Source organism: Exiguobacterium sp. EF_C8 (assembly GCF_054956715.1).
The window spans coordinates 879993-905903 of the sequence record NZ_CM143264.1; the positions used below are offsets into that span (position 1 = coordinate 879993).

The 25911-nt window shown below is 45.9% G+C and carries 25 protein-coding genes; 21 read left to right on the forward strand and 4 right to left on the reverse strand.

The genetic code is table 11. From position 1 onward, the window contains the following. Positions 1 to 5 precede the first annotated feature (5 nt). The 13 genes from ACY2IG_RS04555 to ACY2IG_RS04615 all read left to right on the forward strand — a co-directional run bounded on the left by ACY2IG_RS04555 (position 6) and on the right by ACY2IG_RS04615 (position 12636). Entirely contained in the window at positions 6 to 323 is a 318-nt protein-coding gene (locus ACY2IG_RS04555; protein ID WP_251137938.1) for a diacylglycerol kinase, read from the forward strand. Between the two features lie 48 nt (positions 324 to 371). After that, positions 372 to 770: a cytidine deaminase gene (locus tag ACY2IG_RS04560; protein WP_462618407.1), complete on the forward strand. Its 399-nt coding sequence runs from the start codon at positions 372 to 374 to the stop codon at positions 768 to 770. Then, a complete protein-coding gene (gene era / locus ACY2IG_RS04565; RefSeq protein WP_023467500.1) occupies positions 763 to 1671 on the forward strand; it encodes a GTPase Era in 909 nt (302 codons plus the stop codon). Before ACY2IG_RS04560 ends, era begins: the two co-directional genes overlap by 8 nt. A 3-nt stretch (positions 1672 to 1674) precedes the next feature. Then, on the forward strand, positions 1675 to 2424 hold the full coding sequence (gene recO, locus ACY2IG_RS04570) for a DNA repair protein RecO (RefSeq protein WP_214854844.1): 750 nt from the start codon (positions 1675 to 1677) through the stop codon (positions 2422 to 2424). A 289-nt stretch (positions 2425 to 2713) separates the two neighbouring features. Then, complete coding sequence (gene glyQ, locus ACY2IG_RS04575) at positions 2714 to 3604, forward strand: glycine--tRNA ligase subunit alpha (protein ID WP_029341034.1); 891 nt, start codon at positions 2714 to 2716, stop codon at positions 3602 to 3604. Beyond that, entirely contained in the window at positions 3597 to 5657 is a 2061-nt protein-coding gene (gene glyS / locus ACY2IG_RS04580) for a glycine--tRNA ligase subunit beta (RefSeq protein WP_056060127.1), read from the forward strand. Before glyQ ends, glyS begins: the two co-directional genes overlap by 8 nt. A 21-nt stretch (positions 5658 to 5678) precedes the next feature. Beyond that, entirely contained in the window at positions 5679 to 6308 is a 630-nt protein-coding gene (locus ACY2IG_RS04585; RefSeq protein WP_029341036.1) for a helix-turn-helix transcriptional regulator, read from the forward strand. A 12-nt stretch (positions 6309 to 6320) separates the two neighbouring features. Next, a complete protein-coding gene (locus tag ACY2IG_RS04590) occupies positions 6321 to 7130 on the forward strand; it encodes a pyruvate, water dikinase regulatory protein (RefSeq protein ID WP_035409206.1) in 810 nt (269 codons plus the stop codon). Positions 7131 to 7276: 146 nt separating this feature from the next. After that, on the forward strand, positions 7277 to 9073 hold the full coding sequence (dnaG, locus tag ACY2IG_RS04595; RefSeq protein WP_462618408.1) for a DNA primase: 1797 nt from the start codon (positions 7277 to 7279) through the stop codon (positions 9071 to 9073). A gap of 34 nt (positions 9074 to 9107) precedes the next feature. After that, positions 9108 to 10193: an RNA polymerase sigma factor RpoD gene (gene rpoD, locus ACY2IG_RS04600; protein WP_023467512.1), complete on the forward strand. Its 1086-nt coding sequence runs from the start codon at positions 9108 to 9110 to the stop codon at positions 10191 to 10193. Between the two features lie 153 nt (positions 10194 to 10346). Next, positions 10347 to 10688, forward strand: a complete 342-nt coding sequence (cccA, locus tag ACY2IG_RS04605) for a cytochrome c550 (protein ID WP_035409203.1) — start codon at positions 10347 to 10349, stop codon at positions 10686 to 10688. Positions 10689 to 10813: 125 nt separating this feature from the next. After that, complete coding sequence (locus ACY2IG_RS04610) at positions 10814 to 11524, forward strand: tRNA (adenine(22)-N(1))-methyltransferase (RefSeq protein WP_069201467.1); 711 nt, start codon at positions 10814 to 10816, stop codon at positions 11522 to 11524. After that, a complete protein-coding gene (locus ACY2IG_RS04615; RefSeq protein WP_035409201.1) occupies positions 11524 to 12636 on the forward strand; it encodes a Nif3-like dinuclear metal center hexameric protein in 1113 nt (370 codons plus the stop codon). Before ACY2IG_RS04610 ends, ACY2IG_RS04615 begins: the two co-directional genes overlap by 1 nt. A gap of 98 nt (positions 12637 to 12734) precedes the next feature. On the opposite strand, the gene ACY2IG_RS04620 is transcribed toward ACY2IG_RS04615, so the two are convergent. Beyond that, positions 12735 to 13682 (reverse strand): 4-hydroxy-3-methylbut-2-enyl diphosphate reductase, encoded by a 948-nt coding sequence (locus tag ACY2IG_RS04620; protein WP_035409199.1) that lies wholly within the window; start codon positions 13680 to 13682, stop codon positions 12735 to 12737. A 145-nt stretch (positions 13683 to 13827) separates the two neighbouring features. Here ACY2IG_RS04620 and ACY2IG_RS04625 point away from each other — a divergent pair, with 145 nt between their 5' ends. The 5 genes from ACY2IG_RS04625 (at position 13828) to ACY2IG_RS04645 (ending at position 19580) form a co-directional block, all read left to right on the forward strand. Continuing rightward, positions 13828 to 15591, forward strand: a complete 1764-nt coding sequence (locus tag ACY2IG_RS04625) for a two-component system sensor histidine kinase NtrB (protein ID WP_462618409.1) — start codon at positions 13828 to 13830, stop codon at positions 15589 to 15591. Then, complete coding sequence (locus ACY2IG_RS04630; RefSeq protein ID WP_056060147.1) at positions 15588 to 16541, forward strand: sugar ABC transporter substrate-binding protein; 954 nt, start codon at positions 15588 to 15590, stop codon at positions 16539 to 16541. The genes ACY2IG_RS04625 and ACY2IG_RS04630 overlap by 4 nt, the downstream gene beginning before the upstream one ends. 47 nt (positions 16542 to 16588) lie before the next feature. Continuing rightward, positions 16589 to 17941, forward strand: coding sequence for a DEAD/DEAH box helicase (locus ACY2IG_RS04635; RefSeq protein ID WP_035409194.1), 1353 nt, complete (start codon positions 16589 to 16591; stop codon positions 17939 to 17941). Between the two features lie 98 nt (positions 17942 to 18039). Further along, a complete protein-coding gene (locus ACY2IG_RS04640; protein WP_462618410.1) occupies positions 18040 to 18942 on the forward strand; it encodes a deoxyribonuclease IV in 903 nt (300 codons plus the stop codon). A gap of 20 nt (positions 18943 to 18962) precedes the next feature. After that, entirely contained in the window at positions 18963 to 19580 is a 618-nt protein-coding gene (locus ACY2IG_RS04645; RefSeq protein ID WP_056060149.1) for a hypothetical protein, read from the forward strand. A 120-nt stretch (positions 19581 to 19700) separates the two neighbouring features. Here the strand turns inward: ACY2IG_RS04645 and ACY2IG_RS04650 are convergent, their stop codons facing one another. From ACY2IG_RS04650 to ACY2IG_RS04660, 3 genes are read right to left on the reverse strand one after another with little or no spacing between them, the layout of a single operon-like run. Continuing rightward, on the reverse strand, positions 19701 to 19871 hold the full coding sequence (locus ACY2IG_RS04650) for a XapX domain-containing protein (RefSeq protein ID WP_023467523.1): 171 nt from the start codon (positions 19869 to 19871) through the stop codon (positions 19701 to 19703). A 54-nt stretch (positions 19872 to 19925) separates the two neighbouring features. Continuing rightward, a complete protein-coding gene (locus tag ACY2IG_RS04655) occupies positions 19926 to 22079 on the reverse strand; it encodes an RNA degradosome polyphosphate kinase (RefSeq protein ID WP_035409188.1) in 2154 nt (717 codons plus the stop codon). Continuing rightward, positions 22076 to 23614, reverse strand: a complete 1539-nt coding sequence (locus ACY2IG_RS04660; RefSeq protein WP_462618411.1) for a Ppx/GppA phosphatase family protein — start codon at positions 23612 to 23614, stop codon at positions 22076 to 22078. Before ACY2IG_RS04660 ends, ACY2IG_RS04655 begins: the two co-directional genes overlap by 4 nt. A 215-nt stretch (positions 23615 to 23829) precedes the next feature. Between ACY2IG_RS04660 and ACY2IG_RS04665 the strand changes: the two genes are divergently transcribed. The 3 genes from ACY2IG_RS04665 to ACY2IG_RS04675 are packed head-to-tail and all read left to right on the forward strand — an operon-like array spanning position 23830 to position 25866. Beyond that, positions 23830 to 24597, forward strand: a complete 768-nt coding sequence (locus tag ACY2IG_RS04665) for a metal ABC transporter ATP-binding protein (RefSeq protein ID WP_035409184.1) — start codon at positions 23830 to 23832, stop codon at positions 24595 to 24597. After that, positions 24594 to 25463, forward strand: a complete 870-nt coding sequence (locus tag ACY2IG_RS04670) for a metal ABC transporter permease (protein WP_035409182.1) — start codon at positions 24594 to 24596, stop codon at positions 25461 to 25463. Before ACY2IG_RS04665 ends, ACY2IG_RS04670 begins: the two co-directional genes overlap by 4 nt. Next, positions 25435 to 25866 carry a Fur family transcriptional regulator gene (locus ACY2IG_RS04675; RefSeq protein ID WP_035409180.1) on the forward strand — a complete coding sequence of 144 codons (432 nt, stop codon included), beginning with the start codon at positions 25435 to 25437 and terminating at the stop codon, positions 25864 to 25866. Before ACY2IG_RS04670 ends, ACY2IG_RS04675 begins: the two co-directional genes overlap by 29 nt. Positions 25867 to 25911: the final 45 nt, after the last annotated feature.

Here is a 25911-nt window from a genome sequence, read left to right on the forward strand (position 1 = left end):
ATGCGATGCATGGGTTGCGCCAATCGATTCGAGAAGAACGGCATATGAAAGTTCATGTCATCATTGGCGGCATCGTATTACTTGTCGCCTTTTTATTACCGTTGACATCTGTCGAGCGAGCGATTCTTTTTCTGACGGTCGGGATCGTCATAAGTGCCGAGATGTTCAATACAGCGTTTGAGCGCGTCGTGGATCTCGTGACACAGGAGTGGCATCCACTGGCAAAAGCAGTCAAAGATATCGCGAGTGGTGCTGTTTTAGTGTTGGCGCTTACATCTGTTGCGATTGCGCTATGCATCTTCATCCCATATTTGGTACAATAAGAATCCGGCCTTTTTGGCCAATACCGTTCCTAAAAAGGGGATACTCACATGAAAACAGAACAATTACTCGAACAAGCTAAACGTGCACGCGAAAAAGCGTATGTTCCATATTCAAAATTCCGAGTCGGTGCTGCTCTCTTAACGAAAGACGGACAAGTCTTCCATGGCTGCAATATTGAAAACGCAGCGTATGGTCTTTGTAACTGTGCAGAACGGACAGCTATCTTCTCTGCGTGGGCACAAGATGCGCGCGAGTATGCAGCGATGGCTGTCGTTGCGGACACAGAAGGACCAGTCGCACCATGCGGACAATGCCGCCAAGTGTTATCAGAGATGTGTGATGCGGATATGCCAATCTATTTGACGAACCTTAAAGGGGATGTCACAGAAACAACAGTGGGCGCTCTCTTACCGGGAGCATTCACGAAAGGAGATTTACATGTTTAAAGAAGGATTCAAATCGGGCTTTGTCTCGATCATCGGACGCCCGAACGTCGGAAAATCGACATTCCTCAACCGTGTCATCGGACAAAAAATTGCCATCATGTCTGATAAACCACAAACGACGCGTAATAAGATTCAAGGTGTCTACACGACAGAAGATGTTCAGACGATTTTCATCGATACACCTGGGATCCATAAACCAAAACATAAACTCGGCGATTTCATGATGAAGGTCGCGACGAACGCATTGCGTGAAGTCGATGCGATCTTGTTCATGGTCAACGTGACGGAACCAAAAGGAAAAGGTGACGACTTCATTATTGAAAAATTGAAGGAACTCGATACACCCATCATTCTCGTCATGAATAAGGTCGATTTGATTCATCCGAATGATATTCCGCCAATCATCGAGTCATATAAAAATGAGCTCGAGTTCGCGGCAGTCGTTCCGATCTCTGCGCTTCAAGGTAACAACGTCGGACCGTTACTTGAAGAAATCGCGAAGATCTTACCAGAAGGACCAATGTATTACCCGGCGGATCAAGTCACTGACCACCCAGAGCGCTTCATCATCTCAGAGATGATTCGTGAGAAAGTCTTGCAGAAGACACGCGACGAAGTACCACACTCGATCGCAGTCGCGATTGATCAAATCAAGACGCGTGAGAATGGAAACATGGTCGATGTCCATGCGACGATCTTGATCGAGCGCGATTCCCAAAAAGGAATCATCATCGGTAAACGCGGAGCACTTCTAAAAGAAATCGGCTCTGAAGCACGAACGGACATCGAGATGTTACTCGGGACGAAAGTTTACCTGAACTTGTGGGTCAAAGTCCAAAAGGATTGGCGCAACAAGGCCGGTCAATTGCGTGAACTCGGCTTCCGCGATGATGAGTATTAAGCGATGATCGATAAGGCGGAAGGGCTTGTATTACGAACGGTCGTATATGGTGAATCGAATAAGATCGTTACGCTACTGACACGTGAATACGGCAAGCTCGCCGTCATGGCGCGAGGAGCGAAGAAGCCGGGTAGCCGTTTTAACGCGGCTAGTCAGCCTTTCGTCCGAGCTGTCTATATCTATCCACGTTCACGGGGTCTCGGTCAGTTAAAATCAGCAGACGTCATTACAAGTCATGCGCATATTCGGCAAGATGTCGTGTTGATGGCCTATGCGATGTATCTATTGGAGCTTGCGGATAAAGCGCTTGATGAACGGGTGCCGCAACCGGCGCTGTACGATTTATTCGTCGAAGGACTAGAGGCGATGGATGAAGGACTAGATCCTGACGTCGTCTCTTTCATCATCGAATTGCGTCTGTTGCGTCATCTAGGCATTGCTCCACATTTGAATGGTTGTACGATTTGCGGAAGTGCTGAAGCGCCATTCGCTTTTTCGTTACACCACGGCGGTCTACTCTGTCGCCGGCATCGCCATGAGGATGAACATGCTGTCTATATGTCAGAGGCAGTTGCGAAGATGCTCTATGTGTTTTCCGTCTATGATTTCTCACGGATTGGTACCGTGACGGTAAAGCCAGAAACGAAGCGTCTATTGCGTCAAATCATGGATGCTTATATGGAACGCTACAGCGGGTTACGTCTGCGTTCAAAACGTGTCCTCGACCAGTTGATTGATTTCGGCAACGATTGACAGCAACAAGCGGGTTCGGTAGAATGAATGCGGAAGAAGTAACTAAATGAACACGATGACGAAAAGGAGTACCGTCTTTTTTCTCAATCAAGCGATTCCAGGGTGGTGTGAGCTGGGAGTGAGAGGGGCGCGAACGGCGTTTCGGAGTGTTTTTTGTCAAAAAGAGTGGCATGCGATGCATGCAAGTAGGGTGGAACCGCGGGCTCGTCTCGTCCCTATGTGCAACGATTGTTGTACATAGGGGCGTTTTTTGCGTTCCTTAATCATTTCGGAGGTGAAAGTCGTGAAGATGACAGTACAAGACATGATCTTGACATTACAAAAATTTTGGGCAGAACAAGGCTGCTTGACGATGCAAGCATACGACGTAGAAAAAGGAGCCGGTACGATGAATCCGATGACGTTTTTACGGAGTCTCGGACCGGAACCGTGGAACGTTTGTTATACAGAACCATCACGCCGTCCGGCTGATGGTCGTTATGGAGAAAACCCGAACCGTCTGTATCAACACCATCAATTCCAAGTCATCATGAAACCATCACCTGACAACATTCAGGAATTGTACTTACAAAGTCTCGAGTTGCTCGGGATCAATCCACTCGAACATGACATCCGTTTCGTAGAGGATAACTGGGAGAACCCAACGTTCGGTGCTGCTGGTCTCGGCTGGGAGGTATGGCTAAATGGAATGGAAATTACACAATTCACGTACTTCCAACAAGTCGGTGGAATCGAGTGTAATCCAATCGCAGTAGAGATCACTTACGGAATCGAGCGTCTCGCTTCTTACATCCAAGATGTCGAGAGCGTCTTTGATCTCGTTTGGACAGATGGGTTCAAATACGGTGATATCTTCTATCAACCGGAATTCGAACATTCGAAGTATACATTTGAAACATCAGATGTCGCTTTACTCTTTACATTATTCGATCAATATGAAAAAGAAGCGAATCGTGCCTTGGATGAGAATCTCGTTTTCCCAGCATATGATTACATCTTGAAATGTTCGCATACCTTTAACCTTCTCGACGCGAAGGGGGCGATTTCCGTCACGGAACGCACAGGATTCATCCATCGTGTACGGAACATGTCGCGCCGTTGTGCGCAAAGTTTCATCGAAGAACGGGAACGTCTTGGCTTCCCATTGATCAAGTCGAAAGCAGGTGAGTCACATGCATGAATTATTACTTGAAATCGGTTTAGAAGAAATGCCGGCTCGATTCGTCCTTCAATCCGAAACACAACTCAAGGAACGCGTGACGCGTTTCCTTGAAGAAGCACGGATTGAGTTCACAAGCGTCGAATCCTTCTCGACACCACGCCGTCTTGCAGTATATGTCAAGGGTCTCGCAGCACGTCAAAGCGACCTCGAAGAGACATTAAAAGGACCCGCAAAACGGATCGCGATGGACGAAGCAGGGAACTGGACGAAAGCTGCAGAAGGATTCGCGCGTGGTAAAGGACTCACGACGGACGATCTCTTCCTTGGGGAAGAAAAGGGAGTCGAATACCTCTATGCGACGCGTAAGGAAACTGGACAAGCGACAGCCGATCTACTTCCCGGATTAAAACAAGTCGTTGAAGCGATGACGTTCCCGAAAAACATGCGTTGGAGTACACAATCGTTACGCTACATGCGTCCGATTCGCTGGTTAATTGCTCTTCTTGACGATCAAGTCATCCCGTTTGAAGTCGCATCCGTCGAAACAGGTCGGACGTCTCGTGGGCATCGCTTCCTTGGGCAAGACATCACGATTCTTCGTCCGAATGCCTATGTCGAAGCGCTCGCAGGAGAGCACGTCATCGTCAGTTATGAAGCTCGTCGTCAATTAATCGAAGAACAAATCGCGGCGCTTGCGGCGCGTGAACAATTCGAAGTACCGATCGATGCGTCTTTACTTGAAGAAGTCACGAATCTCGTCGAATATCCGACAGCCTTGTTCGGTGCATTCGATGAAGCGTATCTTGAGTTGCCGGAAGAAGTCTTGATCACGACGATGAAAGAACATCAACGGTACTTCCCAGTCAAACGTGACGGTGCGTTGCTCCACTATTTCGTGACAGTACGAAACGGGAACGCAACCCATCTTGAAAACGTTGCTCGCGGAAACGAAAAAGTCATTCGTGCCCGTTTAGCAGATGCTCAGTTCTTCTATGAAGAAGATAAAAAAGCAGACATTGATGAACAGGCGAAACGTCTTGATAAAATCGTCTTCCATGAAAAATTAGGAACGACAGGTGAAAAAGTCCGTCGCGTACGTCAAATGGCACTCGCACTTGCTGACCGTGTCGGCGCAGACAAAACACGTGTCGAACGCGCGGGTCAGATTTATAAATTCGACCTCGTCAGTCAGATGGTCTATGAATTCACGGAATTACAAGGTCTGATGGGTGAACGTTATGCGAACATGAAAAACGAGGATCCGGAAGTCGCTGCTGCGATTCGCGAACATTACATGCCACGCTTCGCGGGTGATGCAAGTCCGGAGACACCGACAGGGACACTCTACGCGATCCTTGATAAGATGGACAGCGTCGCTGGATTCTTCGGTGTCGGCATGATTCCAAGTGGATCAGCGGATCCGTATGCATTGCGTCGTCAAGCACAAGGAATTGTGCAAATCTTATCGGATCGTAAGTTGAACTTGACATTGACTGAACTGATTGCCTTCGTCGTGTCTGAACAGGTAGCAGCAGGTCTTTATACGAAGGATGCCGAAGAAGTACAAGCCGCATTACAAGATTTCTTTGCGCAACGTTTGAAGTACCGTCTATCGGAAATGGACTTCCGTCATGATGTCGTCGAAGCCGCTCTTGACCATATGTTGACAGTCGAAGCGAATGAACAGCGTGCTGCCATGCTCGAAGAGGCGACGAAAAAAGAATCGTTCAAGAAAACGGTCGAACAATTAAGCCGTGTCTTGAACATCTCGAAAAAAGCAGAAAGTGTCACAACTGTTAATCCAGCGCTCTTTGAAAATGATGCGGAACGCGAATTGCATGAGGCGATTGAGAAAGCCTTACCAGAGGTCGATCAAGCTATCGCGTCACTTGACTATGCACGTGCACTTGAGGCACTTGAGGCAACCGTTCCATCGATCACAGCCTACTTTGACGGTACGATGATCATGACGGATGACGAAACGGTCCGTACGAACCGTCTTAGCGAAATGAAACGATTTGCAGAAGCAATCGAATCAGTCGCTCGGTTCAATGCACTCACTTTAGCGTAAAGAAAAAGGACGGATGAGCCGATGAAGTTAAATGAACGGCAAAAAAAGATACTCCAAATCGTCAAAGAGAATGGTCCGATCACGGGAGAGCAGATTGCTGCAGCGCTCTCCCTGACACGAGCGACGTTACGACCTGATTTGTCGATTTTAACGATGACCGGCATGTTAGAAGCGCGCCCACGTGTCGGCTATATGTATGTCGGAAAGAAAAATGCTTCCATGCTTCATGAGAAACTGGACACCTTGACCGTCGGCGAATTCATGTCATCAGCAAAGGTCATTCATGAAGGGATGACTGTGTATGATGCAATCGTCCACTTATTCCTAGAAGATGTCGGTTCGCTGTTTGTCGTCAGCAAGGACCATGCGTTGGTCGGTGTGCTATCACGTAAGGATTTTCTACGTGCGGCAATCGGTAATCAAGAATTAGACTCGTTACCGGTCAATATCATCATGACACGAATGCCAAATTTGACAGTCTGTGAAAAATCGGAAACGTTAATTGGTGCCGGTATGAAACTGATCGAAAAACAGATTGATTCGATGCCAGTCGTCGAAGAAGAGAATGGGGTCTTGAAAGTCGTCGGTCGAATGACGAAAACGAACATGACGAAAGTGTTGGTCGCTTTAGCACGTGATGAAGAAATTTAAGGGGGGCTCCTGATGCGTCAACGGATTTATGTCGTGAGTGATTCTGTCGGAGAGACGTGTGAACTCGTCGTCCGCGCAGCTGCTATTCAGTTCCCGGAACAAGCCATCGAAACGGTCCGCATTCCGTTCGTCGATGATGATCAAGTCATTTATGACTTGGTTCTTCATGCAAAAGAAGAACAAGCAACGATCGCTTTTACGATCGTTCATGCGACGCATCGTCGTCTGCTTGCAGACACAGCGCGTGCCCACGGTGTAAAGGCGATTGATCTACTTGGTCCATTGCTTGACACGATGGAAGATCGTTTGCAGATGCAACCGAAGGAAGAACCTGGATTAATCTATCGCTTAGATGAGGAATATTTCCGGAAAATCGAAGCGGTCGAATTCGCTGTTAAGTATGACGATGGACGTGATCCAAAAGGAATTAAACGCGCCGATATCGTTTTGATCGGTGTGTCGCGTACATCTAAAACGCCGCTCTCGCAGTATTTAGCCTTAAAGCGATATAAAGTAGCAAATGTACCACTCGTACCCGAATCGATTCCACCGGCAGAGCTATTCGATATTCCAAAAGAAAAATGTTTTGGACTACTCATCTCACCGGAAAAGTTGATCGATATCCGAATGGAACGATTGCGTTCATTAGGACTCAAACCTGAAGCAGCCTATGCGCAGATGGACCGAATCAATCGGGAACTTGAATACGCACGGAATTTATATGAACGAATCGGATGCCAAATTATTGATGTGACGAATAAAGCAGTCGAAGAGACGGCGAATTTGATTTTGACCGGAATTTCCGGGAAAGCGCATGACTAGTCAAGCAGTCAGGAACATAGTATACTTGTTTAGCTGATAAATGAGATAATGCCCTTTTTCTAATGAAACGGAACGAGTCATCGTTCCGTTTCATTGCGGGTATGGTCATGTAAGGATAAGTTCTCAAGGAAAGGGGAGAGGACGGAATGAAGCGAATTCCTGATGAAATCGTCGATCAGGTCCGCCAAGCAACGGACATCGTCGAATTGATTTCAGAACGTGTAGAATTAAAAAAACAAGGGAATCGATATTCAGGGCTTTGCCCGTTTCATTCTGAGAAATCACCTTCCTTTTCTGTTTCTCCTGATAAAGGGATGTACTACTGTTTTGGATGTGGTGCAGGAGGAAATGCAATCACTTTCGTCATGGAAACAGAAGGAATGAGTTTCAAGGAAGCCGTTTCGAAATTAGCCGATCGAAGCGACGTCACACTTCCAGAGCTAGAACTAGACCGATTCGAGCAGTCGGAATCGACGCCTGAACAGGAAAAGAAGTTCCGCATGCGCGAAGCGCATCGAATCGTCACCGAGCTCTATCACGAGGTGCTGATTCAAACGGAAGCAGGCGACGCCGGAAGAATCTATTTAGAAAATCGCGGTATACGCGAGGGGGCGATGCGTGAGTTTCGACTCGGGTATGCACCGGATCAAGATCGTTTTACAGTGGATTCCTTGGCACGACGTGGGTTTGATTTAGATGAGATGGTCGAAGCGGGATTGATTTCAATCGGACGTGATGGTGATTATCGAGATCGATTCAACGGTCGGGTCGTGTTCCCTATTTCCGATCGTGATGGCACGATCGTCGGATTTAGTGGTCGTTCGATTGACGGTCGTGACCCAAAGTATGTTAATACAGCGGAAACCCCTTTGTTCAATAAAAGTGAACTGTTATTTGGATTTGCTCAAGCACGAGGGGCGATGCGTAAAATCAAACAAGTCGTCCTTGTTGAGGGAAATCTTGATGTTGTGCGTGTTGCTCAAGCGGGTATACCTTATACGGTAGCTTCTTTAGGAACAGCGTTAACGCCTGTTCATGCCCAAAACCTGGCACGCATCGTCGATGAAGTCATTGTTTGTTATGACGGAGACAAAGCAGGACGCGCTGCGACGCTAAAAGCCTTACAGTTGCTTGAGGCCGTTGCCGTCGACTGTTCCGTCATCCGCTTACCGGATGGCGAAGACCCTGACTCTTTTATTGGGAACCAGGGAGAAGAGACGTTTTTACACTGGATCGAACAAAAACGGGTTTCAAGTCTTGAATTCAAATCTTTTTATTTTCGACAAGGAAAAAACTTGCGATTAGAAGGAGAACGCGTTCGATATATTGAAACTATGCTTGAAGAGATTGGTCGAACATCCAATCCGTTGTTACGGGACATCTATTTAGGAAAACTTTCTGAGGAATTTAAACTCTCGAAAGATTCCTTGATCGCACAAGTGCGTCCAATCGTTCAACAGCCGAAAAGAGAACAAATCGTTTCCGATCGCCCGACCGCTGTACCGACAGCACCTCCTGATCGAACGTTCGCGAACTGGAAAAAGGCAGAACGCTTCTTGCTTGCCTACATGATCCGTTCCGAAGAAGTATGTCTAGAAGTGCGTGAGCAGCTGGGTGTCCAATTCAATGATCCGGCACATCAATTGATTGCCGGCAAGTTATATGAATTTTACGGGACAGGTACGCAAGGAAGTTCCGATCGTTTTTTGACGATGCTCCATGATGCTTCCCTGCAACGAATCGTAGTGGATCTAGAGTTCATGCTGATACCTGAATATGATCCTGACTTACTCAGTCATTACATTCGTGCCGTCCAGAACGAACAGCAACGTCGATTGCTCGAAGAAGAAAAATCACGATTGAATCAACAAACAGATATCCGTGCCCAAGCGGAACTGATGCAGGCGATCATTGAACGAAAGCGTCGTTTAAAAGATCGATGACCTGCTGCATGATGTGGAAGGAGTGTATGGTTCGATGGCAGAAAAAGCAAGATCAGAAGCTGAATTACTCCGTCTCGCGAAAGAGGAACTCATCGCGCTCGGACATAAGAATGGTGAATTGTCGCACCAGAAAATCGAAGACAAACTGAGTTCGTTCGAATCAATGGATGCTCAGCAATTCGAGGAATTCCTTCAATTGCTTGAAACAGAAGGTATCAAGGTTAACAATGACGGTACAGGAGATGAAAAGGAAGAGGCGGATTTGAACGATTTGTCTGTTCCACCCGGCGTTAAGATCAATGACCCTGTCCGGATGTATCTAAAAGAAATCGGACGCGTGGATTTGTTGAATGCAGAAGACGAAGTCGAACTCGCGAAACGAATCGAACAAAACGATGAGGAAGCGAAAAAACGTCTAGCGGAAGCAAATTTACGTCTCGTCGTTTCGATCGCTAAACGGTATGTCGGACGCGGTATGTTGTTCCTTGATTTGATTCAAGAAGGTAACATGGGTCTGATCAAGGCGGTCGAGAAATTCGACTATACGAAGGGATATAAATTCTCGACGTATGCAACGTGGTGGATTCGTCAAGCGATCACACGTGCGATCGCCGACCAAGCACGGACGATCCGGATTCCGGTTCATATGGTTGAGACGATCAATAAATTGATTCGTGTCCAACGTCAACTTTTGCAAGATCTCGGACGCGAACCTTCACCGGAAGAGATTTCGAAAGAGATGGAAATCACGCCGGAAAAAGTTCGTGAAATCCTGAAAATTGCGCAAGAGCCGGTTTCTCTTGAGACACCGATCGGGGAAGAAGACGATTCACACCTCGGTGATTTCATCGAGGATCAAGATGCGACAGCACCACAGGATGCTGCTGCATATGAACTCTTAAAAGAGCAACTCGAAGATGTGTTAGATACACTCACGGATCGTGAAGAAAACGTCCTTCGTCTTCGCTTCGGACTTGATGATGGTCGGACTCGAACACTCGAAGAAGTCGGCAAGGTGTTTGGCGTCACGCGTGAGCGGATTCGTCAAATCGAAGCAAAAGCACTTCGGAAACTTCGTCATCCAAGTCGTTCAAAACGCTTGAAAGACTTCCTCGATTAATTCAAAGTGTGAAGAATATATGAAATTTTAGTGGGAAGGGAGAAAAAAGTTTCGTTTTTTTCTTCCTTCCCTGTTTTTTTTACAGTAGAATAGTAACGGGGAATACCATTCAGTCACCAACTTGGTTGGGTATAGAATATGGGGGGAATCCAAATGCGTAATCCATTAGTACCGTTTGCGGCGATCGCAGTCATCGCCATCATCGCAATGATTTCATTGTCTTACTTTGGGGTCGATCAGGTGAAGGAAGCTCGCAAAGGGCCGTCAACTGCAGAAATGAAGCCAGAAGACTTGTTTGCATCTAAAGGATGTACAGGATGTCACGGTGGAAACTTAGAAGGCGGCGTTGGTCCGAACTTAACAAAGATCGGCGCGAAGCTGAAAGAAGATGAAATCAAGAACATCGCAATGAACGGTAAAGGGCAAATGCCTGGCGGTCTTGCGAATGACGAAGAAGCAGCTGTTCTAGCTAAATGGTTAGCTGCTAAGAAATAAGAACAAGAGCATCTATCTCGTTACGAGATGGATGTTTTTTTATGGGCGGATGGTTTCTTTTTTACTGTAAATCCGCTATTTTAAAAGAGAGTTTTCGGAAAATAGGAAGGATGAAGAAGATGCAAATGAACGTCGTATTGGATCAACGACTCCAAAAAGTCGTGTCGTATATTCCACAAGGAGCCATCCTTGCAGATATTGGTTCGGATCATGCATTCGTACCGTGTTTTTGTATCCAACAAAATAAAATCGAACGCGCCATCGCGGGGGAAGTGAATGAAGGACCGATGGAAGCCGCAAAAGGACAAGTGGCACTTGTAGGACTCGAGTCCCAAATTGATGTCCGTCTCGGGAGTGGTCTATCGGTATTGAAACCGGGAGAAGCGACAGCGATCACGATCGCGGGAATGGGTGGAACATTGATTGCCTCAATCCTTGAAGAAGGGAAAGATCGATTGTCGGGAGAAGAACGTTTGATTCTACAACCGAATGTCGATGCAGTCGATGTCCGAAACTGGTTACTCGCACATTCGTATGCCTTATTGTCAGAAGCCATCGTCGAGGAGAATGGGAAGATTTATGAAATCCTTGTCGCGGAACGTGGCGAAGAAACCTTATATTCGGAAGATGAAACAACACGACAATGGGAACTCTTCTTTGGTCCGCAGTTGATGCGAGAGCGAGCGCCAGAATTCATTGCAAAGTGGCAAATGGAAAAACAAAAACGTCAGTATATTTTGGAGCAGATGAAACAAGGACAAACTACGGAAATCTTATCTGAAAAAATCATAGCGATCGAACGATTGATTCAAAAGATGGAAGAGGTGACAAGCTGATGGCGAATGGGAATTATGTCATTGAGCAGTTTGAAGCGTTCGCTCCGAAAAAATTCGCGCTCGAGGGTGATCCGATCGGTTTGCATATTGGAACGTTGAACAAGGACGTAAAACGTGTGCTCGTGACACTTGATGTCTTGGAGTCTGTCGTTGATGAAGCGATTGAAAAAAAGGTTGATCTCATCATCGCGCATCATCCACCGATTTTTAGCAAGTTAGCGAATGTGACGGATCGTTCCGCAACAGGACGCATCGTCACAAAATGTATCAAGCACGATATTGCGGTGTACGCTGCGCATACGAACCTTGATGTGACACCAGGAGGGGTCAATGATTGGATGGCAGAGGCAATCGGTCTTGAGTCATGTGAAGTTCTCGCCCCCACATTTGAAAATACGCGCTACAAGTTGAGCGTTTTTGTACCAACAGAAGCTGCAGAGCGTGTCTCGACAGCACTTGCAAAAGCAGGAGCCGGGCAAGAAGGGGATTATAGTGACTGCCAGTTTCATGTCAATGGAACTGGGCAATTCCGACCGTCGCCTGAGGCTACGCCATATATCGGTGAAGCGAATCAACTCGAGCGGGTTTCTGAAGTCCGAATTGAGACGATCGTGACGGAATTGGATCAGAAACAAGTCATTCGAGCGATGAAGCAGGCACATCCTTACGAAGAGGTAGCCTATGATCTCATAAAGCAGGAACGTCCGGCAGCGCCACTTGGTCTCGGACGGATAGGTCGATTGCCGAAACCCATGACGTTGCGAGCATTTGCAGAGCACGTTCGGACGGTGTTTGGTGTTCAAAACTTGCGTTTCGTTGGAGACGAATCACGGGAGATCAATAAAGTCGCTGTTCTCGGTGGCGATGGGAATAAATATGTCTCGACAGCAGCTTTTGCCGGAGCCGATGTCCTTGTCACGGGTGATCTCTATTTTCATGTCGCCCATGATGCGATGGCACTTGGACTAGCGGTCGTTGATCCCGGACATCATGTAGAGTCGGTCATGAAAGAAGGCGTCGTCAACGAATTGAAGCGCCGATTCGATCAGAAAAAAATCGACGTTGAACTACTAATTTCAACAGCGAATACGAATCCGTTTCAGTTTTTGTGAGGCAACGAATCGAGTACGCTAAGGGTATCTTTTGAGCAGTAAAAAACCGAGTCGCGAATGATAATCGCGACTCGGTTTTGCTGTATCGATTGTTAGGATTAAAGTACTTTGACTTTAGGCAAAATCCGTCTTAGTTCAAGGAATGGTGTCTTGTCATGCGTACTAATATCAGTAGGATCATATTGTTGTAAGAAGTCGATGACTTTTTTCGTGATCGGTGTTGGCGTCGATGCACCTGATGTGACGCCGACTTGCTGTACACCTTCAAGCCATGATAAATCAAGCTCCGTTAAATCGCCGATTCGATGTGCAGGAGTTCCTGCGATATCAAAGGATACCTGTGCCAAACGGTTCGAGTTGTTCGAACGTGGGTCACCGACGACGATGACGAGATCACAGTCTCCTGCTTGATCCGCTACCGCTTCTTGTCGGACTTGTGTTGCGTTACAGATTTCATTGTGTACTTCCACATGCGGATATTTTTTCCGAACGTGTTCCATCAAAGCTTGGACATCCCATTGACTCATCGTTGTCTGGTTCGTGACGATGATTTTTTTATGAGCAAGCTGAGGAGGAAGTTCATCGATATCTTCGACTTTTTCGATGAGGTGAACATGTTCCGGCGCTACGCCGACGGCACCTTCAGGCTCCGGATGCCCATGTTTCCCGACGTAGATGACTTCGTAATCATCTGCGACGACTTGACGAATCAAGTCGTGGGTACGCGTTACGTCAGGACACGTCGCATCGACGACGTGTAAGTTCTTCTCTGCAGCACGAGCATAAACAGCAGGTGAAATACCGTGTGCTGTAAAGATGACCGTTCCCTCTTGAATCGTCTCTAAGGCTTCGAGGCGATCAGGACCATCAACAGTGATGACGCCCATGTTTTCGAACTCACGTGTAACGTGAGCATTGTGGACGATCATCCCTAAAATATGGATCGGACGTGGCAAATCTTTATTCAATGCCGCTTGTTGTGCAAGTTTCATTGCGTCGACGACACCGTAACAATAGCCGCGGGGGCTGATTTTTTTTACTAGCATAGTTGTAGATTCTCCCTTTGTGAAAAAGAATGATTAGTTAGAGTGTACCATTGATTGAAGCTGAATGAAAATAGAGGAGTCTGTTTCAGCCACAGAACATGCTATACTAATGAAGTTGTCAATTATTCAAAAGGGAGGCGAAGGGATGGAGTCAAAGAAAATGATGCGGTCGTATTTTTTCCAAATCACCGCCGTCTTATTCATCCTGATTTGTCTTGTCATTTCAGCGCTTGCCTTCACTGCAGACCGGGTCACGATTTCCCGAGTCGAACAACAAACAGAGAAACAGAGTGAAAAAAGTGTTGAAGTCTCTGGGAATGCGATTCGCGACAATGTCGGGAATTTGCATGAAGAAATCATGAGCTTGCAGTTGAATGTCAAAAACCCTAAAAAGTTGAGTCAAAAAATTGAGGAATCCAATTTGTTAGATATTGATACAGGATTTAAAAGTCTCTTTTATTTTGACCGAAAGACGAAACAAATCACCTGGTTTTCAAGCGATGATCGTCGAGTGGAGAATAGTACCATCCTAAAAGACGACGATTTTTTGCAAACGTTGACGAGTACGGATTTTCATATGAGCAAGCTATATACGATGGAGTCAGATGCTGTCACGTACATGTTCGTCCCGATTCGAGACGGCAATGAGCGTGTCGGAGTCTTTGGTGGTGGATTAAGCGTCATGAATTCGATTGTTTTTCGAAATTCACTTGAATCATTCGACGATCAGACCATTGCTTACCTCTTCAATAGTAAAAAACAATTGTTAGCCACATCCAGTAATCTCGTGACAGATGAAGAGCGCGTATTATCAAGAAGTGTGGTTGACCGTGCTTTTAAATCGCTAGAACCTTCCGAGATTTTTAGTACGAATCAAGATATGTATTACTTTGCGAAAGATTTGAAAGTGACGGATTGGAAAATACTCGTTCGAACGCCGCGAAATGTTTTTTATGAACCGGTCTATACGACACGACAACAATATTTGATCATCGCGGCTTTAACGCTTGTCCTCAGTCTAATTGTCGGCTATTTGATGTCGAAGCAGTTGACCGCGCCGATGCTTGAACTTGTAAATAAAATCGAGAAAAGCACCTCACCCAAACCGATCGTTCTTGAGCGAGCGGGATCTAATGAGGTCAAGACACTCGTTGCCGCCTATAACGAGTATGCACAACGGATGGAAAATGCGCGTCTTGAGCAATTGAGTCAGCAACAAACGATGTTACATCAAGAAAAATTAGCATCACTCGGTCAATTAGCAGCAGGAATCGCACACGAAATCCGTAATCCATTGACGCCTGTTAAGATGACCTTACAGTTGTTAGCGACGGAAAAAGATCGTAATGCAGAAATGCTCGTTCTTGCTTTATCAGAACTCGATCGGGCGAATGGTATGATTCAAACGATGCTCGATCTGTCAAAAGGTGAGAACAATGCGCTTCAAAAAACGACGATTGATATGAATGATTTAATGAAGAAATTGACATATATCCTCGAAGCTGAAGCGCATCATTACGAGGCGGACTGCAAGATTTATACACCATCCTTTATGCCGAAGATTTATGCGTCAGAAGAGGGAATCTTACAAATTTTAGCAAACTGTGTCCGAAATGCCCTACAAGCTGTTGCGTTTAAAGGACCGGACGGCATATGTCATCTGCATGTCCATGTCTATCCAGAAGAGGTCGTATTCATTGTTCAGGATAACGGAATCGGTATGGACGGAGATCAAATCGAACATGTCGGTCAAGCATTCAAAACATCGAAAGTCGACGGAAATGGACTTGGGATCTTCATGTCGAAACAAATCGTCCGTGATCATAAAGGGAAAATGATCTTTGATAGTAAGCCGGGCGTCGGTACGACGATTCAAGTTCACTTGCCACGAAAGGAGCAAATGGAATGAAATTCAATAAGGCCTGGTTATTCGTCCTGATTGTCTGGATTTCATCCGTTCTGTTCATTTCCAACTTGTTCGTCAATCCAGATCCTAGTCCACGACGTCATCTCGTTGGATTTACGATCGTGAATGATAAGCATGAGTTCGCACAACGGCTCGTAGATGCGTTTAAAACGCAGGCAAAAATCAATAAATACGAAGCGGTCGTCACGACTTCCCATAACTCACGTATCAATGAACGGGAGCAGATTCAAGAGTTCATTCGGATGAAAGTCGATGCGATCTTCGTGACGACACTAGATGACGTCTATATCGCTAATACATTAGAAGAAGCGGCTCGTGCCGGGATTCCGGTTTTTGCCATCGATCGATTGATTCGTTCCGATGCAGTCGTCAGTTCAATCACTTCAAATAATCAATTGATTGGGGAACAACTTGCATCATTCATTAAACACGAACGTATCAAGCAGACGGGACGAGCTACCGCCAATATCATTGAAGTCGCAGGGACAGCAAACGTCAATACAACGAATGAACGACACCGAGGATTTTTGACTGGTCTTGAGCGTGAGCCGGAACTTCAGATTGTCGAATCCGTGAATGGGGATTACGACCCCATCACTTCAGAAAAGGTTATGACGCAGGTGATTGAGTCAGGAATTCCGTTTGATGCCGTCTATTGTCATAATGACGATATCGCGCTTGGTGTCCTCGAAGCATTGAAAAAAGCAGGCATCAAAGGAAAAATAATTGTCGGCATAGACGGGAATCGTGCTATATTAGAAGCTGTTGACATGAAATCGATGGATGCGACGGTCGTCCAGAGTGCTGATGAGATGATGAAAGTCGCCTTCAGTGCATTGAAGCTTCATACGAAAAACAAAAAGATTCCAAATCGTTTTTATACGTACTCCTATCTGTATGACGGTAGTAGACCCATAACCATGTTGAACTAATCGAGAGGCAGATGCCTCAGCAAATAAGGAAAGGACGGTGTCAATTCATGAATGGATTCAGCCATTATCAATTACACCCGTTCGTCATCGAAGCACTCGATGACGCCCGCATCACAAAACCGACCGACATTCAGTCGCGGATCATCCCAGCTGCAGTAAAGGGGCGCGATATCATCGGTCAATCACAAACAGGAACAGGAAAAACGTTATCGTTCCTTCTTCCAATCGTTCAAAACGTCGATCCGAAGCTTCAAGAATTACAGGCGATCATCGTTGCTCCGACGCGTGAACTTGCTTGGCAAATCCATGAAGAACTAAAATCGTTACTCGTGAAAGAACCTGACTTCATCAAAACGAGTCTCATTACAGGTGGGATGGATCGCGAACGTCAAATTGGTCGTGTTAAAGTCTCGCCACAAATCGTCATCGGAACACCGGGACGTATTTTAGATTTATTCAAGGAACAAGCATTGAAGCCGCATTTCGTGAAGCACTACGTCATCGATGAAGCGGATCAAATGCTCGATATGGGGTTCTTGCCAGAAGTTGACCGGATTGCTCAAGCTCTTCCAGAACAGCTTCAGATGATGGTCTTCTCAGCAACGATTCCTGAGAAATTGCAACCGTTTTTGAAAAAATACATGAACAACCCGCGTTACGCCCATGTGGATCCGAAACAGCAGACAGCGAAGAAAATCGTTCACCATACGATTCCAGTCAAGCACCGTGAGCGCTCAGAGTTGACGCTAAAAGTCGCGAAAGCGTTGAACCCTTATATCTGTCTGATCTTTACGAACACAAAAGCAGAAGCAATCGAAGTCGAAGCTTTGTTCCTAGAAGCAGGACTTAATGTTGGTTCTCTTCACGGTGATCTCCCGGCTCGTCGCCGGAAACAAGCGATCAAGGAAATCAACGATGCGAAGTACCAGTATGTCATCGTGACGGATCTTGCTGCACGTGGAATCGATATTTCAGGTGTCTCACACGTCATCAACCACGGTATTCCGAAAGACTTGGACTTCTACGTTCACCGTGTTGGTCGGACAGGTCGTGTCGATCAAGATGGATTGGCGTACACGCTGTTTGAAGATCACGAGAACGGTATGATCAATCGCTTAGAGGATCGTGGCATTCAATTTACGAACGTCGATGTCAAAGGCAGTCAAATCGTCGAAGTCAAAGAACGCCGCCGTGCGAAGCCGCACATGAAGACTGCCGTCTCGAAGACAGCGCATAGTCGCCTTTCGGGTGAAGCAGCAAAAGCGAAAAAACGTGTTAAACCAGGTTATAAGAAGAAACATCAATATAAGCTGAAAGAAACAGCAAAACGTGAACGCATCAAAGAACAACGTGGTGTCGGTCGCGCGCAACGTAAAGAAAACGCCCGCAAATCAAAATAACTCCATTGATGACACCCGTGAAATGAAAAAACATTTTTCGGGTGTCTTGTCGTTTTCAAGATTTGGTACACTGTAAAAAGAGAAAGGTGGAAAACAACATGAAAATAGGTTCACACGTCTCCGTTTCGGGGAAAAAAATGCTGTTAGGTGCCAGTGAGGAAGCAGCGTCTTATGGTGCAACGACGATGATGGTCTATACAGGAGCACCTCAAAATACACGCCGTAAGCCGATGGAAGAGTTACGAATTCCGGAAGCGTTGCAACATATGAGTGCGAATGGAATTGAAGAAATCGTCGTACACGCACCGTATATCATCAACCTGGGGAATACGACAAAACCCGAGACATTCGAACTCGCGGTTTCGTTTTTAGGAGCTGAGATCAAACGAGCAGAAGCTCTAGAGAAAGCACGACACATCGTATTGCATCCAGGTGCGCATGTAGGTGCTGGGGAAGAGGTTGGAATCAAACGGATCGTTGAAGGACTCAATGAAGTATTGACAGGCGAAGAACAGGTGAAGATCGCGCTTGAGACGATGGCTGGAAAAGGATCGGAAATCGGAAAAACCTTCGAGGAACTTGCTCAGATCATTGAAGGCGTCACACATCATGATCGTCTGTCCGTCTGTCTTGATACATGCCACGTGCATGATGCGGGATACGATATCGTGCACGACCTAGATGGTGTTCTCGAACAATTCGACCGAATCGTCGGACTGGATCGTCTTGGTGTCATCCATGTGAATGACTCGAAAAATGTCCGCGGTGCGCGGAAAGACCGTCACGAAAATATTGGTTTTGGTGAGATTGGATTTGATGCCTTACACCGTGTCGTGCATCATCCTGCCCTGGCTCATTTACCCAAAATTCTAGAGACACCTTACATTGGTCTCAATCCAAAGAAAAAAGTAGCACCGTATAAACAAGAAATCGATATGTTACGTTCGGGTGCATTTGATGCAGACTGGCGTCTACCGATTCTAGGAGCACCGGTCGAATAACTCATAAAGGGGTGTCAGTGATGTGTCATATACTCGTCGTCGATGAGACTAATTTTGCGATACGACAAGCTGTTGTCCACTATTATGAAACAAAGGAACCGTTTTATTTGCCGGCAGATCTGGCAGAGGGAGAAGAAGTATTTCTTGCGACGTCTGATGGAATCATTGCGTATGCAGAAGTCTTGTTCACGGAGTATACGACACGTCCAGAGGATCCGTTTTGGTTGACCGTTGCTGACGATTCGGAAGGATCTTATGTATGTCTTGATCTCATCAGTGTGGATTTACGACATCCGTTACTTGGACGACCACTCGATCAACTTAGTCTTAAAACCGGACCAGTCGAAAGCGCGTTTCGCACACGTCTGCTTGATTCATGGCAGTATGGGTATTTCGAAACCGATGTGCTGACACTCGAACAATCTAAACAACGTCGAATCGAGCGCTTCAAGGAGCGAAATCATCTAGAACAAATTGCGCGTCAATGTGTTCATTGTGAGGAGTCTAGGCAGTCGTTACTCGAATGGCATTTGACATCAGAAGGATACCAGACGGTGTGTCCGACATGTCACCGGTGGTTACATCAACGGATGTTGCATGCTATGGATACGGCGGCGGCGACGGAAGAGAGTGAGTAAAAGCTTTTTCTATTCAAGCAGAGCTCGTATGACTGATCATCCAATCATTAAAACCTTAAAAGAATCAAAAAAACAGTTCTCTATCTGCGCTGGCAGTAAAGAGAACTGTTTTCATTTAGATTAGAAAAAGCGTTCTACTAAAAACAGATAGATTTTCATCCCAAGGAAGACACCAAAGATCCCGACGACGGCTGGGAAAACGGGTGGAGCAGGGATTGGTAATTTCAATGCGGTGAACACGACTCCGCAGATGACGCCTGCGAGAAGGGATAACAAGATTTGCTGAAGCATACATTTCGTCCTTTCTGCTGTAATCAGCATTTGAAGTAAAGTATATCTTAAATGTCAGGTGGCATTTTGATCAAGAATGACTTTGTCATCCTTCTTTTCGATTGTGATCCACTTTTGTTTCAATGGAGCTGTAAAACTTGGTTTTTGCTTTAATTTGCCGCTCGTATAATCTAGAATCAGCAACTGTGATTCGCAGCTCTGTTTTCCGTCTTTAACGTAATAATAGGATCCAGCGGCTGTCTGCTCACGCGCTTTGACATTATCAGCAAGGGCGAGGGCGAGACAATCCTTTAGATATTGTTTATGTTCTTCGTCCATAATCGGGAACAAGATTTCAATCCGTTTTCGCATGTTGCGTGTCATCCAGTCAGCACTTGATCCATACATCAAATCCTGCCCGTTATGATGGAAGTAGAAGATGCGTGAATGTTCCAAATAACGATCAACGATCGAGATGACGCGAATGTTCTCCGAAACACCTGGAATGCCAGGACGCAGACAACAGACGCCACGAACGATAAGTTCGACTTGTACACCGGCGCGCGATGCCTTATAGAGACGTAAGATGATGTCTTTCTCCGTTAAACTATTCATCTTGGCGACGATTCGACCGTTTCCGTGTTTTTGATGATGATGGATTTCTTCATCAATCAATGACAGGAACTTCTCAAGCATCGCGTTCGGTGAAGTTTGGATGACGTTCCATTCGGGTTGTTCCCCGTATCCGGACAACCAGTTAAAGAAGTTTGTCGCATCTTCGGCGATTTCTTCTCGAGCCGTCAATAATCCGACATCCGTGTATAGTTTCGCCGTCGAATCATTATAGTTGCCGGTACCAAGATGGACGAAACGCTGAATCTTTCCTTCGTGGAGTCGGACGACGAGCGTGATCTTCGAGTGCGTCTTTAAATCACTATATCCGTAGATGACATGAGCGCCGGCTTTTTCTAACTGCTTTGCCCACTCGATGTTCTTCGCCTCATCGAATCGAGCTTTGAGTTCGACGAGGACAGTGACCTGTTTCCCGTTCTCGGCTGCTGTTTTTAAGGCTTTAATGATCGGTGAGTCACCAGATACGCGGTAAAGGGTTTGTTTGATGGCAAGGACGTTCGGATCATTAGCCGCTTGGACGATGAACCGGACGATAGGATCAAACGTATGATACGGATGATGCAAGAGATAGTCGCGTTCCAGTAATTGATTGAACAGATTTTTTGAACTATCGAGTGCGGGTGGGTCGACCGGCATGATCGTCTGATAGATCAAATGATCATATTCAACACCGATTTGACTGTAGAAGGCGAAGGAGAACGTCAAATCAATCGGACCATCTACAGCAAAGATATCGCGTTCCTGCAAATCAAGTACATCACGTAGCATGTTGAGTAGTTCAGTATTGATGGCAGCTTTTTGGACTTCAAGTCGAATTGCTACCCCCCAACGCCGTTTTTTTAATTCCTTTTCGATTAACTTCAATAAATCGTGTGTCCCTTCTTCGTGAAACGGAAGGTCGGCATTCCGGGTGATCCGAAATGGCATGGCAGACAACACGCGATAGCCTTTAAATAAACTGTCAATGAAGGCGATGATGACGTCTTCGAGTAAAATGACAGCCGTCGTCTCGTCATCTTCTACCGGTAAATCGACGAATCGCGGTAAAACAGCAGGTACTTGTACGAGTGCCAAATTTCGTTTCGTCCCGTCTTCTGCTTCAAGAACCGTTGCGATGTTAAGTGATTTTGAAGACAACATCGGGAACGGACGATAGGCATCGACAGCAACAGGCGTGAGTACCGGAAAGACTTGTTCACGGAAAAAGGATTTTACATAGGTCGTTTGTTCTGAAGTCAGGGCGTCGTATTTTAAGAATGTAATGCCTTCATCTGATAACGTCTGATTGATTGCTTGAAATGCTTCGTATTGCCGATCGACTAACTCTTTTGTTTTCAAGGCGATCGCACGTAACTGTTGTTTAGGTGTCATCTGTTGTTTATTTTCCGGTTTATTGAACCCAGCGAGCACTTCATCCTTTAAGCCACCGACCCTTACCATATAGAACTCGTCTAAATTGGAACTAAAGATACCGAGAAACTTAAAACGTTCCATTAATGGATTGCGTGTGTCAAAAGCTTCACCCAGTACACGTTCGTTGAACTGGAGCCAGCTGAGCTCACGATTATTGAAATGTTCCGGTATGTCGAGCTTCATGAAGGAAGATCTCCTTTCGTTTCGAAGGTAATCGTACAATCAATGATTCGTTCCAGGTGTTTCTTTTGTTTTTCGGCTTTTTCGACTTCAAATCCATAATCGTGATTGCCTGTATCGAGGACGAATTGGAGTTGGTCCTTTTTAAGGAACAGTTCCAAATGATCGACAGCTTTTCGTTCCGTCACGTCGAGGGCATGGCTTAACTTGAGTAAAGAACCGAGTAAGTCGAAGCGGTCCAGTGATTCTTCCGTGAACCATTCTTTGAACGGCTTTGCTAATTGTTGCATCCGTTTCGCTGAAGAATAGGAGCTGACAAGGGAGAGCGCAACGCGATCCTTGTGCGTCATGCCATTCATTTCGGTGTTCGTCAACAAATAAAACGTTTGGTCTGATCGCGTATCCGGATTAATGTATTGACCGCAATAAAACAAACGACTTGCGGAATCGAGGAGGCGTAAATCGGACGCTCGTTCTGATACCAGGTCTAACGTGACGAGTTGACGGTACATCGATTTAGCAAGTGTTCCGATATACGACGCACGATCACGATTGACCTTATAATCACTTTCAAGCTGATAGAGGCTCTGCTCACGTACGTTTTCAATCCGGCGGTATGCTTCGTCCTGCACGTCGAACTCGTAAACAAGACCTTCACGAAGACCGAGATTGCTCATGATGAATTCTTCCGCTTCGATGTGTTGAGCTAACCCTTGGATCGCAATCAATGCCGGCAGGAAAATATCGATTCGATCCTTTGATAACCCTTCGATTTTCGATAGCTGTTTCGCTGATTTCCCTTCCAGATCATCGACCATTTTCGCGAGTTCCTTCGCCTTGATTTGATATTGATGAACGCTCCGAAGCGGATAATCCTGATTGGATTGATGGATACGAACGAAGTTTCGGGCAGAACCACCGACACCGATTAAAGGAAGCTTTTTATCACTTAGCCATGGTATCGATTCGAATTGTTCCCGTAAGAATTTCACCAACTTCTTCTTATCACTTGCACTAAGTGTCTCGTCGGAAACGAATTGCCGTGTCAATGTGACGGCGCCAAATGGAAAGCTATGATACGCTACCATCTCGCGATTTTCGATCAAGGTGACTTCCATGGAACCACCGCCGATGTCGACAGAAAACCCATCTGTCAGGAAGGTCGAATTGATGATAGCAAAATAACCATAGTATGCTTCTTGTTCGTCTGTTAGAACCTGAATGGAAAAAGGTGTGTTTTCAGTAACGGATTTAACAATTGCTTCTCGATTCGTCGCATTACGAATAGCAGCGGTCGCGACACAAATCGTCTCCTCGACCTCATGGGTGACACCGACTTCGTAAAATCGATGTAACGTTTCTTCGAGTAACGAGATGCCTGCGTCGTCAAGTGCTCCGTCTTTATTGATATGAGCAGATAAACGCGCGACGACTTTAATGTTAATCTTCTCGATGTAACGACCAGAAGCGATCGGATGGAAGATGACATAACGAATTGAGTTGGAACCGATATCGATAACTGCAAGTTCTTGTTTCAAGTGACCTCGACTCCTCTCTGCGATGCGTGCATTAAAAGATTTCCCTTCCTGAACAAGCCGGAAACAGCTAGTTTCTGTCTTTATTGTACCTTGATTATTTTCAAAGGAGGATAGGAAGTTGCTAGAGTTGCACCAATAATTAGCGAACGCTATAATAAGACAGTTGATTAAGACGTAATTATTCCGTTTTACGAAAACGGAAGGAGTGAAAATAAATGGAAACACCAATCATCGAGATTGATCAAGTCAGCTATGATTATCCAGATCGCCGGGTATTGAATCAAGTTTCGTTTCAGGTTCAACAAGGACAATTCTTAGCAATCGTCGGGGAAAATGGATCTGGGAAATCGACGCTGATCAAATGTATCTTAGGTTTATTGCAACCGAAAGGAACGATTCGCTTATTCGGACAACCCCAATCGCAATTCAATGAATGGTGGCGAATCAGCTATGTCTCGCAAAAAGCAGCTTCGTTTAACTCGGGTTTCCCGGTAACTGTCGCAGAAGTCGTCGAGATGGGGTTGTATGCTAAAAAAGGACTTTTTCGTCGTTTGTCACGCGATGATCGAGACAAAGTACGGACTGCCCTTGAAACAGTCGGAATGTGGGAACGCCGTGATTCAAAAGTCGGCGACTTGTCCGGCGGTCAACAACAACGCGTCTTCATCGCGCGTGCGCTCGTCAACGATCCAGACTTAATGATCTTAGATGAACCAACTGTTGGTGTCGATCAGCGATACGTGAAAGAATTTTATGAAATTCTTGAAGAACTGCGTCGAGATAAACGGCGAACGTTCGTCCTTGTGACACATGATATCCATTTCGTCAGCAAACTCGTCACGGATGTCATTCATTTGGTCGATGGACGTTTAGGTTGTAACTGTGGCATTAAAGAGTATTGGGAACTAGATGAACAGACGATCCGCTCCCTCTATCCAGTTCCGGGACGTGTCCTCGTTCACGAAGGGAAGAGTGTCCAATGATCGAAGCATTCATGACGTTAAAATTTTTACAGTATGCTTTAGTGGCTGCCATTTTAATTGGATTCACGGCCCCATTGATTGGCTCGTTCGTCGTCGTCCGGCGGATGAGCCTGATCGCAGATGCACTTTCGCACGTCACGTTAGCTGGGATTGCACTCAGTCTCTTGATTTCTGGTATGGTCGCGCAATTAGCGGACTTAAATCCACTGTACTTAGGAATCGTGACGTCGGTCATCGCGGCACTGACGATTGATTGGTTGCGCGCTAAATATAAGCATTTTCAAGAACTCGCGATTCCGATCATCATGGCAACAGGGATGGGGCTCGGTGCGACATTCATTAGTCTTGCGAACGGCTTTTCAATGGATCTCGTCTCCTTCTTATTTGGAACGGTTTCGGCTGTTGCCTTAACGGATGTGTACACGATTCTTATCGTGACGGTCGTGGTCGTCATCTTCGTCTTTGCCTTTTATAAGGAATTGTTGTTCCTCTCATTTGACGAGGAACAGGCACGTGTCTCGGGAATCCGACTTCGTTTAGTTCACATTCTCTTTATGATCGTCGTTGCGCTTGTGATCGCGATTAGTATGCGAATCGTCGGGATTTTACTTGTCTCGAGCTTAATCACGTTGCCGGTTGCGGCAGCACTTCGAATTGCAAAAAGTTTTAAGACGACGATCTTTTTAGCTATCATCTTCGGTGAGATTGCAACAGTACTTGGACTCATCCTGGCTTATCAGTTTGATTTAGCACCCGGCGGAATGATTGTCCTACTTGCCGTGCTCGAACTGATCATCGTCATGCTATTAGAACGTTTTTGGATAGGAGGTAAAACACATGAAGACGAACATCGAACAAGCGCGTGAACGAATGAAGGCTTCTGGGTTTAAAATGACACCGAAACGTCTGGATTTGCTATCGTATCTGTTTGAAGTGAATCGGTATGTCAGTGCGCGGGAAGTGGCAGAAGCTCTCCGGACGTCTCATCCTTCGTTAAGTTATGATACGATTTATCGAAACTTGAATGATTTTTCGGAAATCGACTTATTAGAAGTGACGGAATTAGACGGTGAGATGAAATATCGGGCTGCCTGTGCTTCCGGTCATCACCATCATCATTTGATATGCCGAATCTGTGGCAAGACGGAGACGTTGAATGTCTGCCCGATGGAGTGGATTTCACCCGCTCAAGAGACTGGTTTTGAAGTCGAAGATCATAAATTCGAAATCTATGGACGTTGTGCGAATTGTCAACGCTTGACGTCTTAAATAGAAGGGAACGTCCATTCGGGACGTTCTCTTTTTTGTTTTTAT

Excerpts from the sequence above, each read along its gene's own strand:
- ACY2IG_RS04555 (WP_251137938.1), top strand. The coding sequence starts at position 6 with ATGCATGGGTTGCGCCAATCGATTCGAGAAGAACGGCATATGAAAGTT.
- ACY2IG_RS04560 (WP_462618407.1), top strand. The coding sequence starts at position 372 with ATGAAAACAGAACAATTACTCGAACAAGCTAAACGTGCACGCGAAAAA.
- era (WP_023467500.1), top strand. The coding sequence starts at position 763 with ATGTTTAAAGAAGGATTCAAATCGGGCTTTGTCTCGATCATCGGACGC.
- recO (WP_214854844.1), top strand. The coding sequence starts at position 1,675 with ATGATCGATAAGGCGGAAGGGCTTGTATTACGAACGGTCGTATATGGT.
- glyQ (WP_029341034.1), top strand. The coding sequence starts at position 2,714 with ATGACAGTACAAGACATGATCTTGACATTACAAAAATTTTGGGCAGAA.
- glyS (WP_056060127.1), top strand. The coding sequence starts at position 3,597 with ATGCATGAATTATTACTTGAAATCGGTTTAGAAGAAATGCCGGCTCGA.
- ACY2IG_RS04585 (WP_029341036.1), top strand. The coding sequence starts at position 5,679 with ATGAAGTTAAATGAACGGCAAAAAAAGATACTCCAAATCGTCAAAGAG.
- ACY2IG_RS04590 (WP_035409206.1), top strand. The coding sequence starts at position 6,321 with ATGCGTCAACGGATTTATGTCGTGAGTGATTCTGTCGGAGAGACGTGT.
- dnaG (WP_462618408.1), top strand. The coding sequence starts at position 7,277 with ATGAAGCGAATTCCTGATGAAATCGTCGATCAGGTCCGCCAAGCAACG.
- rpoD (WP_023467512.1), top strand. The coding sequence starts at position 9,108 with ATGGCAGAAAAAGCAAGATCAGAAGCTGAATTACTCCGTCTCGCGAAA.
- cccA (WP_035409203.1), top strand. The coding sequence starts at position 10,347 with ATGCGTAATCCATTAGTACCGTTTGCGGCGATCGCAGTCATCGCCATC.
- ACY2IG_RS04610 (WP_069201467.1), top strand. The coding sequence starts at position 10,814 with ATGAACGTCGTATTGGATCAACGACTCCAAAAAGTCGTGTCGTATATT.
- ACY2IG_RS04615 (WP_035409201.1), top strand. The coding sequence starts at position 11,524 with ATGGCGAATGGGAATTATGTCATTGAGCAGTTTGAAGCGTTCGCTCCG.
- ACY2IG_RS04620 (WP_035409199.1), bottom strand. The coding sequence starts at position 13,682 with ATGCTAGTAAAAAAAATCAGCCCCCGCGGCTATTGTTACGGTGTCGTC.
- ACY2IG_RS04625 (WP_462618409.1), top strand. The coding sequence starts at position 13,828 with ATGGAGTCAAAGAAAATGATGCGGTCGTATTTTTTCCAAATCACCGCC.
- ACY2IG_RS04630 (WP_056060147.1), top strand. The coding sequence starts at position 15,588 with ATGAAATTCAATAAGGCCTGGTTATTCGTCCTGATTGTCTGGATTTCA.
- ACY2IG_RS04635 (WP_035409194.1), top strand. The coding sequence starts at position 16,589 with ATGAATGGATTCAGCCATTATCAATTACACCCGTTCGTCATCGAAGCA.
- ACY2IG_RS04640 (WP_462618410.1), top strand. The coding sequence starts at position 18,040 with ATGAAAATAGGTTCACACGTCTCCGTTTCGGGGAAAAAAATGCTGTTA.
- ACY2IG_RS04645 (WP_056060149.1), top strand. The coding sequence starts at position 18,963 with ATGTGTCATATACTCGTCGTCGATGAGACTAATTTTGCGATACGACAA.
- ACY2IG_RS04650 (WP_023467523.1), bottom strand. The coding sequence starts at position 19,871 with ATGCTTCAGCAAATCTTGTTATCCCTTCTCGCAGGCGTCATCTGCGGA.
- ACY2IG_RS04655 (WP_035409188.1), bottom strand. The coding sequence starts at position 22,079 with ATGAAGCTCGACATACCGGAACATTTCAATAATCGTGAGCTCAGCTGG.
- ACY2IG_RS04665 (WP_035409184.1), top strand. The coding sequence starts at position 23,830 with ATGGAAACACCAATCATCGAGATTGATCAAGTCAGCTATGATTATCCA.
- ACY2IG_RS04670 (WP_035409182.1), top strand. The coding sequence starts at position 24,594 with ATGATCGAAGCATTCATGACGTTAAAATTTTTACAGTATGCTTTAGTG.
- ACY2IG_RS04675 (WP_035409180.1), top strand. The coding sequence starts at position 25,435 with ATGAAGACGAACATCGAACAAGCGCGTGAACGAATGAAGGCTTCTGGG.